Consider the following 10,255-nt stretch of genomic DNA (forward strand, 5'->3'; position numbering starts at 1 on the left):
GTCGGTAAAGATTCTTTGTAAGATATTCATAACCCTATTATGCAGGAAAAATTAACAAAAAGAAACCCCTAAATTCCCTCAAGATTGAGGGCAGGGGAGTTGAAGTGTCGAAGACACTTTTTTATAAAAATGATACCATTCGGATTTTCAGGCGGTAGCGAGTATATACAAAGCAGTGAGGATACTTTTTTTTCTGTGTTTCATATTACATATATGGAGCAATTTCTATGGAATGTTATTCGTGGGTATGTGGCGCTTCTCTTTGTGGTTTCTATGACAATACTGATTTCAGTCATAATAGAACGGATTATGGCAGGAGTTGTAGTGATTTGTTTTTATTGGGTGTTTCTGCTTATTATGGAGAAGATGATAAGTTTTGATGTCAATCATCTGTTCGCCAATTTTATGCCTTTAAGACTTGCTGGCAGTACTGATTTTTATACTCGGAATGAAATATACAGATTTGCCGGAAGGGCTTTTGATAGTATGGTATGGTGTCCGGCAGTTGATTTGTTCTTGTCAGGGGTAATGATTGGAATTGCTGCATGGTGGTTGCATAGGAAAACGACAGGAGTAAGAATCATATGATTTAGATACTTTAGGAGAAGCAGAGAGGGAGAAATTGCTTAACTTTTTTGTACAGGCAAAAAGTGTACACTGTGTTAGGGAGATTTTTATGAGCGAAATATTTATTCTTCATCTTGACAATGCTGATGAAGATTTATATACAAAAATACTGAAGGTAATCAATGAGAGTGGGCATAGCCTTCAAAGAATATCCGCAGGAAGCGGTATGCCGCTTCAATTTAAAGATTTAAAAATTTTACCGGACAGGCATCAGGTATTTCAAAGTGGCAGGGAAGTTGCCTTGACGGGGAAGGAATTTGAGATACTTATGCTACTTGCGGAAAATATAGGTCGTGTATTCAGCAAGGAGCAGATATATAATATCGTCTGGCAGGAATTTTATGATGGCGATTACAATATTGTCATGAGCCATATCCACAATATAAGGGAGAAGATAGAGGACAATCCAAGCAAGCCGATCTACATACAGACGGTATGGGGTGTAGGCTATCGTTTCAACAAAAATTTAAGCAGCGGTCTGTAAATGAAGAAATACAGATCACTGCTTATTTTTCGCTTCTGACACCCAAAAGATATTCACAAGATACATGGAAAAATTCAGCAAGGGCAACTACTTCATAATCAGGAACAAATCGTGTACCTTGTTCGATTCGTAATACGGTTAAATCGCTAAATTCATATCCGGCAAGCTGGAGCTGTTCTGCCAGTGCTTTTTGCGATAGCTGCCTTTCGGTTCGCAATTCTTTTACTCTCTGACCTATCAGATTTTTGGAATTGCTTTCTTTATTCCAGTAAATCCTTAACTTTTCTTCAAGACCGTAACTAAATAAGAAAAAATATAGAAAAGTGCCGAGAAATCGGCACTTTTTTGCTTGCAATATTGGTGTTTTTGTGATACAATTTAGTTATGTACATAACTAAACGCGAGGTAAAAAATGATTAGAAAAGATGTTCTTGTAAAACGTCCGGAGGGGACGAAAATATATCGTCAAAGGAACTGTGAGTATGTTTATCATGTGACTGGAAGTGAGTATAAAAAAGATAAGCAGTATGTTGTGGAAAAAAGAGTCTGCATTGGAAAAATGGTGGATGACGAAAATATGAATCCGAATGACAGCTTCTATCAATACTATGAAATAGTTGGTGGAAATGATGAAGAAGCACCTGCTTTTTCTGATGCACTTCAGGTGGGGGCTTCCACGCTCATCTTTAAGGTTATGGAGGAATTAAAGATAAGCGAACTGCTTGAAAGTATTCATGGAGAAACAGATGCCAACCTCATAAAGGATCTGGTCAGCTATATGATAATCAGGCAAACAAGTACGATGCAACATTATTCAGATTTTGTGTGGGGACATCTTGTAAACTCGGAAAAGAAATGGGACGATACAAAAATATCGGATTTTTTTAAGAATGCGGTGGATTATGCACAGACAGAACTGTTTGTATCAAAGTGGAATGAAATACAGCCGGAGCATTCAGAGATATACATCAGTTATGACAGTACAAATATGAACACAAAAGCAGATGGTGTTGATATGGCAGAGTATGGACACGCAAAGGAGGACAGTGATATTCCACAGGTGAACATCAGTTATGCTGTGAATCATAAAGATGCAACACCGCTGTTTTATGAAATGTATCCGGGAAGTATTATAGATAATACCCAGTGTACACATATGGTAGACAGAGCGAAAGAATACGGATACAAAAATGTGGGACTGATACTGGACAGAGGGTATTTTAGTATAAAGAATATCCGGTATTTTGATGCAAAAGGTTACGATTTTTTGATGATGATAAAGAATAACAGTATATTAGTGAGGGATATGTTGAAGGAAGCAAAACTTCCTTTACTTACAAAGGCGAAGTACTATCTGGCGGAGCATGATGTTTATGGTCTGACAAAACAGGGGACAATTGGGGATGACATAACAGTCAGATATTTTCATATTTACTATGACAATGTCCGGGCAAGCCAGGAAAAGAATGAGTATTTGAAGCAGCTGGTAAAGAAGGAAGAACATCTTCAAAAAAAGGTGAATGAAAAAATCAGACGGAAAGAAGATATGGTGGCATATAAAAAGCTGTTTAAACTAAAATATGACAATAACGGATATCTGGAATCATACAGTAGAAATGAGAATGAGATACAGAAAGAGATCGATAAACTTGGGTTCTTTGTGATTGTAACATCGAAAGAAATGAGTGCATCAGAGGCACTTGATATTTACAGAAAAAGGGACAGCGTGGAAAAGATATTTAGGATGCTTAAGACAGGATTAGAATATGATACATTCAGGGTACATAGTCAGGATTCCTTGGAAAGCAAGACTTATGTGATGTTTATAGCAAGCATAGTCCGTAATTATATCTTTCAGGGATTAAAGAAAGTAAGTGAAAAAGAAAAGGACAGAAAGAATTATACGGTTCCGGCTGCAATAAGTGAACTTGAAAAAATAACAATTGTAAAAAACAGCAAAGATGTGTATATCAGAAGATATGGATTGACCAAAAAACAGAAGAATATACTGAAACAATTTGGGATAACTGAAAGCTACATAAATCAGGTGGCGGATCAGATGAATTCCAGGAATTAGACAATATGTAATGACCTCCACATTGTAGGTTCGTGGATTTACCTGTATACTAAAGTTTGTCAAGAACAATGGTAACAGGGATTACCGCATACAAAGGGAGGTCATCAAATGAATTATAACACAGTTTACGTAGGAATGGATGTACATAAAGAAAGTTTTACATTATGTGCGTACACAATCGATGCAGAGAAAGGTTCTCACTTCCAGAGAACAGAAGCTGATTACAAAAATGTTCTGAAGTATCTGGAGTTTCTTCGTACCGTCTACGGAAACAATGCTAACTTCATATGCGGTTATGAGGCTGGTTGCCTCGGTTATACTTTATATCATCAATTAACAGAACATCAGGTTAACTGTATGATACTTGCTCCAACTACGATGCTTGAACAGCGCAGCAAAAGAAGAATTAAGACTGATCGACGTGATGCTGAAATCATTGCCAAATGTCTGGCACAGCATAATTACAGTCCTGTTCATATCCCTACAGCAACGGACGAGGAGACAAAAGAATTCCTCCGTATGAGGGATGATCATAAACTGGCACTGAAAAAGGTCAAGCAGCAGATCCTGGCATTTTGTCTTCGCCACAACTATCGCTACGATGGAAACAGCCACTGGACAGCAGCACACATCAAATGGCTTAAGTCATTGAACCCTGAGGCACTTTACAAAGAAATCCTCGATGAATATCTGCTGACCTATACTACTCTTAGCGATAAGCTTGAACGGTTGGACAAGCGCATTGAAGAACTTGCTTCCAAGGATGAATACAGAGAGTCAGTTAAGAAACTCTGCTGTTTCATCGGCATCAAGACTCACACCGCATTATCTGTTCTGGTTGAGGTTGGTGATTTTCAGCGTTTTGCGTCTGCACAGAATTTTGCGTCTTACATTGGACTTGTTCCGGGCGAGGATTCCAGCGGTGATGGACAGACAAGGCTTGGTATTACCAAAGCAGGAAATCGCCATGTCCGTATGCTCCTTACAGAAGCTTCCCAATGCTATGCCCGTGGTCAGATAGGATTCAAATCCAAGGAACTGAAATCACGTCAAGCGGGTAATTCGCCGCAGGTTATCGCTTATGCAGATAAAGCCAATGAACGCTTAAGACGCCGATACTACAAAATGGTTCTTGGGAAGAGCAAAAAACACAACGTAGCTAAAACAGCGATTGCGCGTGAGCTTGCCTGTTTCATGTGGGGAATGATGACAGACCGTATTGCCTGATACAGGTATAACATCGTGCTGCCGATATCAAGACCAAGCCGCCTATGGCGGTGCTTCGCAGTCTTGACATCATCATCCCTCTGTTATAGCGGGTAATCAAGCAGATGTAAGGTGGCTTACGCCACATACATCTGGCCAGTAATAAAAGAAACAACTGAAGACATCCTGAAAGGGCTTCGGCCATTTCAAGGTTCGAGCTATCTACGACCTAACTATGTCGGCACAGAGAAATCTGTGATCCACGCAATTAGACGGTAGAGCTCACGGCGGACCATTGACCTGTAGGTAACCAATCCACGTATATCAGAGTGGCCAATGCCGGGAACTGATACTCCGAGGCTCTTTCTGGGTGCCTTCAGACAATTAAATAAATTTTTGTGGTGATTTCTGTTAATTTGTACTTGACAAGAGGTCATTACATATCAGTTATACAAAAAAAGAAAAGTTAAGGTAAGAAGGAAAAATGTCCTTTTTTTAATATATTTATTAGTATAAAATTTACATATTAAACACATAATATAATATGGAGGAAAATGACATGTCAGTAAAGAAAAAACTAGGTATGGTAATAGTCGTTACTATTACCATTATGGTTGGTTGTCTTATAATTCAATACAATCAACAGCAAACCAAAGTAACGAAAGGACTAAATGAAACAGTAGAGGTAATTACAGCAAAATCGGAGGAGGAGATTAATACCACATTATCTGAACTTGCAAATACTATTTCGCAGTATATGGTAACTTTAGAAGATGAAGTAGATAACAGTATGCTGTATGCTGCATATTATCTGCAGGAGGTCTATGATTCAGATGCAAATATGTCTGATGAAAAGCTTAAAAGTATTGCTAAAAAGCTAAATATGACAGACTTTCTCATAAGCAATTCAAACGGTGATTTTATCTATTCCACCGATCCAGCATCCAAAACGCTCAATTTATTTGATATCTGGGATGGGTATGCGGCACTTCTTGATAATCCGGATTTAGTACTCCCATCCAATTTAAAGATTTCAGCGGAAAGCGGAAGTATTTATAAATATACAGCGATTCCTAGAAAAGATGGAAAAGGATGCCTAGAGGCAGCACTGAATTCAGATGCTATAAAAGAAGAAGTCAAAGATTTTTCATTAGGAACAAAAGGATTTTCATCTCTGATTGTGGTGGATAGTGATAATACGGTTATAATGAAGATTGGGGAAGATTCAGAGACTGCTTCTTTTGAAGAAGGAAAAACAACAAATGATAGTGGTTTTTCAAAAGTATTTTCCAGTGGAACAGAATATATTATTTCTGAAGAAACAACGGAATCTATTTATTATCCAGTTCATCGCGGAGATGATGTTACATATGCAATGAAATTAACCGTAGAAACAGCTCCATATTTTGAACATGTTGAGGTCATTTCAAACAATACCAAAGTATTAACAAAACAACTTGCTAAAAGTTTAAGTGTAGGAATTATAATCAATTTATGCATACTGATTATAATGTCAGCCATCTTGATTATCTTAATCAGTCAGATTCTGAAGCCAATCGTAGACATATCAAAAATAGCAGAAAAGATATCTCATGGCTTTTTGAATATGTCTGTAGATGGAAAACATGGTGGAGAAATTGGAGTTCTTGTAAAAGCTTTTAATGATATGACAGCGGATCTAAGAAAGATGCTTACAAATGTAAAAAGTACCTCTAATACGATTAAAGATTCTTCCAATACGATCCGAAATTCTCTGGAACTGGTAACACATTCGAGTACAGAGATTTCCAATGCAACAGAAGAAATCTCTCAAGGAACTTTTGATTTGGCACAGGATAACACACAAGTATATGAAAATACAAGTGAATTGTCCACCCATTTAGAAAATATGATTTCAAACATTGAAAATGTGAATGGTAATATTACAAAAATGGAAGAAATCAACAATGAAGGCAGAGATACCATCGTTAATCTTGATGAACACTTTGAAAACAGCATTCATGCCATTAATGAAGTTGAGAAAAAGATCGTAGAATTACAGGAAAAATCCCGTTCAATCAGCGAAATAGTAAATACAATCGGTGGTATTGCGACTCAGACAAACCTGTTAGCGCTGAATGCTTCCATTGAAGCTGCCAGAGCAGGTGAACAGGGAAAGGGATTTGCTGTAGTAGCTGATGAAGTACGCAATCTTGCAGAGTCATCAACACATGAAACACAGGAAATTTCAAACATTATTAAAGAAATCATTAATATTGTGGAATCTACAACAGAACGTATGGGCTTTACCAAACAGTCAATTGCAGAAACAAGCGAGGCACTTTCCTGCACAAAAGAAGTATTTGACAAATTAAGTGACGCTACATCAGAGGTCGGAGAAAGTTCTCTTGCAATTACTGATAGTATTGCATTTGTATCTGAAGCAAAAAATGCATTATTAAACCTTGTAGAAAGCATATCTGCAATCTCTGAAGAATCAGCTGCATCTTCAAAAGAGGTATCAGAATCTACCTCTCGTCAGTCAGAAGAACTCGAAGGCATTAAAGAACAGATTGTCAAGATGGATGAAATCGTAGGCGAACTGAACGAGCTGATTAGTAAATATACAGTATAACATACCTGATTAATATGATTTAAAATATCTTTATTTTTACCAATAACCCGTATCACAATTTATCGAGATACGGGTTATTTCAATAAATCTTTATTTTCATTAAATCTTCACATATCATTTCGTAAAACTTACGGTTTACGAAATGATGTATATGGTGTATAATATTCTTCAGAACAACTATTACATCAATTGTTAATTGTTTTGAAGAATATTGATAATATATATTGACACAAATTAGGAAGGAATTTATTTATGCAAGAAGAAAAAAGAACAATAAAATATAATGATGCTATCCGTAATGAATGCAACGAAAAGATTGCAGAATATCTTGAAGAATTGCCAAATTATTGTGCAGCCTTTAATTCAAGTCGTGCCAGACAAATACAAGTCCGGGCAAGAAAAGAAAATCTTCGTGATATAAAACTGTTTTTTCGTTTTATTACTGAAACGAATCCATTATTTAAAGATAAATCTTTAAAAGAAATAACGCCGGAAATACTTGAACAGTTTACCGCTAGTGATTTTGAAGATTTTGCTAACTGGATTTCTGAATATAATGGAAAAGATAAAAATGGTGCTGATATGACATATACTAATTCAGACGTCGGCATCAAGCGGAAATTATCATCTGTTCGTGCGTTATACCGTTTCTTATACAATAGAGAGTATATATCTTCAAATCCTTCCTTGAAAGCTGATTTACCAAAATTACAAAAAAAGGATGCTTCAACCACAAAAATTCTTGAGAAGTTTCAAAGAGAACCCTTCTTTGCAGAAGTCGATGCTGCTTATGATAATGCCTTTGAAAAAATAGAGAATGAATTTGTAGAAAAAGGAAAAAACTCAAAACGTACTCTTCTGCTTCCTGCAATTGCCATGCGCGATAAAACAATGATTTATCTTCTCATTACTACCGGGATGCGTTTATCCGAATTATGTGGAATTGATTGTACTGATTATTCCCGCGAAATGGGAACAATAAATATTATCCGCAAAGGAAACATAAAAGATTCTGTATATATTTCCGAAGAAGTTCAAGGTAAATTTTCAAATCATCACCAACTTTCTAAAGATGAAGTGCCACATGATTGATTTTACGGAATAATCTTGATAATATACTTCTAAAGATGAAGTGCAGAAAAATATTGTTGTAAGAAATTTTAGGATTGATAATACTGCCTGTAAAATGCAATACTTATTTAGAGAAAGGTGGACACAAAATGAACGAAGTATTTGAAAAGCTATCTGATGTTTTTGAGGAGCTTCGAAGTGAAGCAGACGAACGTGAGTATTCCATACAGACAGAGGAAACAAAGAAAGCTGATAAGGAACTGAAAAAAGCAAACCGGGAATATGAAAAATTCTTATCTGACCTTTCTACAGAGCAGAGAATTTTTTTGGAAAACTATATGGATATTGTAGATCATGCACACTTTCAGGAGCAACAGAGAGCCTATTATCAGGGTATCGTAGATGCAGTACAGATACTTGCTGGACTTGGGATTGTTAAAGAGAGTGTTAAGGTGAAAGAGTTATTGAATACAATAATGAAATAAGTAAGCAGGGTGGGGCGTTCCGGTCATGGAACTTCCACCCTGTTTTTCTCCAGAATAATTCAGAAAAAATCAAGTTAAAATCAAAATCTTTCTGCTATTCTAATTTGTGGGTTTGTTATATGTCCGAAGATAGGCTTCCACAATGGCAAGAATCGTTGTTATCTGTTCTTCCGTACATTGTGAGAGATAGACCAGCAGCCTTTGATAATCCAAATTGTCGGTTGGAGCTGCCGGATAAAAGAAAGGATCAGCGGAGATATGTAAAGCACGAATCAGTTGCCCCAATTTCTCAAGGCTTGGAATATTGCCATGATTTTCAATTTCCTTGATATACCTTGAGGAAACACCGGACATTTCTGATAACTCATCGTATGTCAGCTTTTGATCCAGTCTAGCCTTTTTAAGACGAAAACCCATGTCTTTATCAATTTTCTTAGATTTAGCCATATATGCACCTCCATGTATAGTGTATAGTGCACGTTTTGGTTTGGAAATGCACTAATAATTCACTTTAGTAAAGGGGTATAATGCACTAATAGAATATAGGAACTTTGGATATTGCATATAAAAAAACGCAGTATTCAAAGGTTTTTTCACGTTGTTTTGTCCTTTGAATATGTTTGGGAGAGTTATGTGTTCTGAACAGTTTAGAGGATATTTTTATGTTATTAGGAACCTGTCCGGCATTTTGCGTGGAAAGGTAATTTTATAGGTCGCATCTTCGCAGATGCGGCAAAGTATATCATGGAAAGTGCACTATGCGTACTTGCATTGTGAGGTAAAAATTTAATATCAGATATAGGAAGCGTCCTGTGGGTATGTACCTGCAAGGGCGTTTTTTATATACATAAAATTTTTCTCAAAAAGTTGTCGATTTTTCGACGCTGTTCATATTTCCATTCGTGCTACGGAGTGAAAGGGAGATATTTCACTCTGTTCCAAATGGGTGCGGAAGGAGGTGAACTCTTATGGAGCAATCTTCTTCCGAAAAGCAGTTAAGAATAAGGAAACAGTTTGACAGCTTTTGTAAAACCCTGTTAAAGAATGAAATGATTGACTATGAACGGGCAAGAAGCTATCGGCAGAAGCATGAAGTTTCTTTCTCGGAACTAACGCAGGAGGAGTTGAGTCGGTTGAATACAGAGGATGATTACATAGCAGAATCAGAGGTATTTCGTGTCCTTGATTATGATATTGAGGTAAAGGACGAGCTGATCAGTGAAGCATTGAAGTATCTGCCGGAAAAGAAGCGGAATGTTATTTTGCTGTCTTTTTTTCTGGATATGACAGATACGGAGATCGCAAAGCACATGAATCTTGTCAGAAGTACCATTCATCATCACCGGGTAAGCTCACTCCAGGCATTAAAAAAGATTATGGAGGGAATCAGGAATGGAGAAATCAAGTAAATATTCAAAGTTGCTGCCTTACCATATCATTGCGGCAGCGGCTTCCGGCGATGTGGAAGCAATCAATGAGGTTTTGAAACATTACGAGGGGTATATTGCAGCTCTGTCTACAAGAATGCTCTATGATGAGTGCGGGAATCCGCATTACTGTGTTGATGTATAAATGTCAATACAAAAATGTACAAAAGTTCCAAAATAATAATGTACAACTTTTTTAATTTTCAGTCTGGATATGATCTTTAAGCCGATATGATTTTCCGGATATTGTAATTACATGTGCAT

General features: G+C 36.9%; 11 protein-coding genes. 9 read left to right on the forward strand and 2 right to left on the reverse strand.

Features of this window, described 5'->3' with window-relative positions:
• The first annotated feature begins 99 nt into the window (after positions 1 to 99).
• Positions 100 to 588, forward strand: a complete 489-nt coding sequence (locus tag FYJ58_RS14185) for a hypothetical protein (protein WP_205839281.1) — start codon at positions 100 to 102, stop codon at positions 586 to 588.
• Positions 589 to 676: 88 nt separating this feature from the next.
• Complete coding sequence (locus FYJ58_RS14190) at positions 677 to 1,111, forward strand: winged helix-turn-helix domain-containing protein (protein ID WP_235912666.1); 435 nt, start codon at positions 677 to 679, stop codon at positions 1,109 to 1,111.
• A 22-nt stretch (positions 1,112 to 1,133) separates the two neighbouring features.
• Here the strand turns inward: FYJ58_RS14190 and FYJ58_RS14195 are convergent, their stop codons facing one another.
• On the reverse strand, positions 1,134 to 1,466 hold the full coding sequence (locus tag FYJ58_RS14195; RefSeq protein WP_331464214.1) for a helix-turn-helix transcriptional regulator: 333 nt from the start codon (positions 1,464 to 1,466) through the stop codon (positions 1,134 to 1,136).
• A gap of 57 nt (positions 1,467 to 1,523) precedes the next feature.
• On the opposite strand from FYJ58_RS14195, the gene FYJ58_RS14200 reads away from it, so the two are divergent.
• The 5 genes from FYJ58_RS14200 to FYJ58_RS14220 all read left to right on the forward strand — a co-directional run bounded on the left by FYJ58_RS14200 (position 1,524) and on the right by FYJ58_RS14220 (position 8,564).
• The gene (locus FYJ58_RS14200; RefSeq protein ID WP_154520340.1) at positions 1,524 to 3,188 is read left to right on the forward strand and encodes an IS1634 family transposase; all 1,665 of its coding nucleotides are present in this window, start codon (positions 1,524 to 1,526) and stop codon (positions 3,186 to 3,188) included.
• A gap of 108 nt (positions 3,189 to 3,296) precedes the next feature.
• Positions 3,297 to 4,415, forward strand: a complete 1,119-nt coding sequence (locus tag FYJ58_RS14205; protein ID WP_154520341.1) for an IS110 family RNA-guided transposase — start codon at positions 3,297 to 3,299, stop codon at positions 4,413 to 4,415.
• Positions 4,416 to 4,953: 538 nt separating this feature from the next.
• A complete protein-coding gene (locus tag FYJ58_RS14210; protein WP_205839282.1) occupies positions 4,954 to 7,008 on the forward strand; it encodes a methyl-accepting chemotaxis protein in 2,055 nt (684 codons plus the stop codon).
• A gap of 252 nt (positions 7,009 to 7,260) precedes the next feature.
• On the forward strand, positions 7,261 to 8,100 hold the full coding sequence (locus FYJ58_RS14215; protein WP_154520343.1) for a tyrosine-type recombinase/integrase: 840 nt from the start codon (positions 7,261 to 7,263) through the stop codon (positions 8,098 to 8,100).
• Positions 8,101 to 8,228: 128 nt separating this feature from the next.
• A complete protein-coding gene (locus FYJ58_RS14220; RefSeq protein WP_154520344.1) occupies positions 8,229 to 8,564 on the forward strand; it encodes a hypothetical protein in 336 nt (111 codons plus the stop codon).
• Between the two features lie 99 nt (positions 8,565 to 8,663).
• Here FYJ58_RS14220 and FYJ58_RS14225 read toward each other — a convergent pair whose 3' ends face one another.
• A complete protein-coding gene (locus FYJ58_RS14225; protein WP_087418849.1) occupies positions 8,664 to 9,011 on the reverse strand; it encodes a helix-turn-helix domain-containing protein in 348 nt (115 codons plus the stop codon).
• Between the two features lie 521 nt (positions 9,012 to 9,532).
• Between FYJ58_RS14225 and FYJ58_RS14230 the strand changes: the two genes are divergently transcribed.
• Positions 9,533 to 9,973, forward strand: coding sequence for an RNA polymerase sigma factor (locus tag FYJ58_RS14230; RefSeq protein WP_075680336.1), 441 nt, complete (start codon positions 9,533 to 9,535; stop codon positions 9,971 to 9,973).
• Positions 9,957 to 10,136: a helix-turn-helix domain-containing protein gene (locus tag FYJ58_RS14235; RefSeq protein WP_154520345.1), complete on the forward strand. Its 180-nt coding sequence runs from the start codon at positions 9,957 to 9,959 to the stop codon at positions 10,134 to 10,136. Before FYJ58_RS14230 ends, FYJ58_RS14235 begins: the two co-directional genes overlap by 17 nt.
• The last annotated feature ends 119 nt before the right edge of the window (positions 10,137 to 10,255 follow it).

It is taken from the genome of Velocimicrobium porci, assembly GCF_009696045.1.
GTDB lineage: Bacteria > Bacillota > Clostridia > Lachnospirales > Lachnospiraceae > Velocimicrobium > Velocimicrobium porci.

Excerpts from the sequence above, each read along its gene's own strand:
- FYJ58_RS14210 (WP_205839282.1), top strand. The coding sequence starts at position 4,954 with ATGTCAGTAAAGAAAAAACTAGGTATGGTAATAGTCGTTACTATTACC.
- FYJ58_RS14220 (WP_154520344.1), top strand. The coding sequence starts at position 8,229 with ATGAACGAAGTATTTGAAAAGCTATCTGATGTTTTTGAGGAGCTTCGA.
- FYJ58_RS14190 (WP_235912666.1), top strand. The coding sequence starts at position 677 with ATGAGCGAAATATTTATTCTTCATCTTGACAATGCTGATGAAGATTTA.
- FYJ58_RS14235 (WP_154520345.1), top strand. The coding sequence starts at position 9,957 with ATGGAGAAATCAAGTAAATATTCAAAGTTGCTGCCTTACCATATCATT.
- FYJ58_RS14200 (WP_154520340.1), top strand. The coding sequence starts at position 1,524 with ATGATTAGAAAAGATGTTCTTGTAAAACGTCCGGAGGGGACGAAAATA.
- FYJ58_RS14230 (WP_075680336.1), top strand. The coding sequence starts at position 9,533 with ATGGAGCAATCTTCTTCCGAAAAGCAGTTAAGAATAAGGAAACAGTTT.
- FYJ58_RS14205 (WP_154520341.1), top strand. The coding sequence starts at position 3,297 with ATGAATTATAACACAGTTTACGTAGGAATGGATGTACATAAAGAAAGT.
- FYJ58_RS14225 (WP_087418849.1), bottom strand. The coding sequence starts at position 9,011 with ATGGCTAAATCTAAGAAAATTGATAAAGACATGGGTTTTCGTCTTAAA.
- FYJ58_RS14215 (WP_154520343.1), top strand. The coding sequence starts at position 7,261 with ATGCAAGAAGAAAAAAGAACAATAAAATATAATGATGCTATCCGTAAT.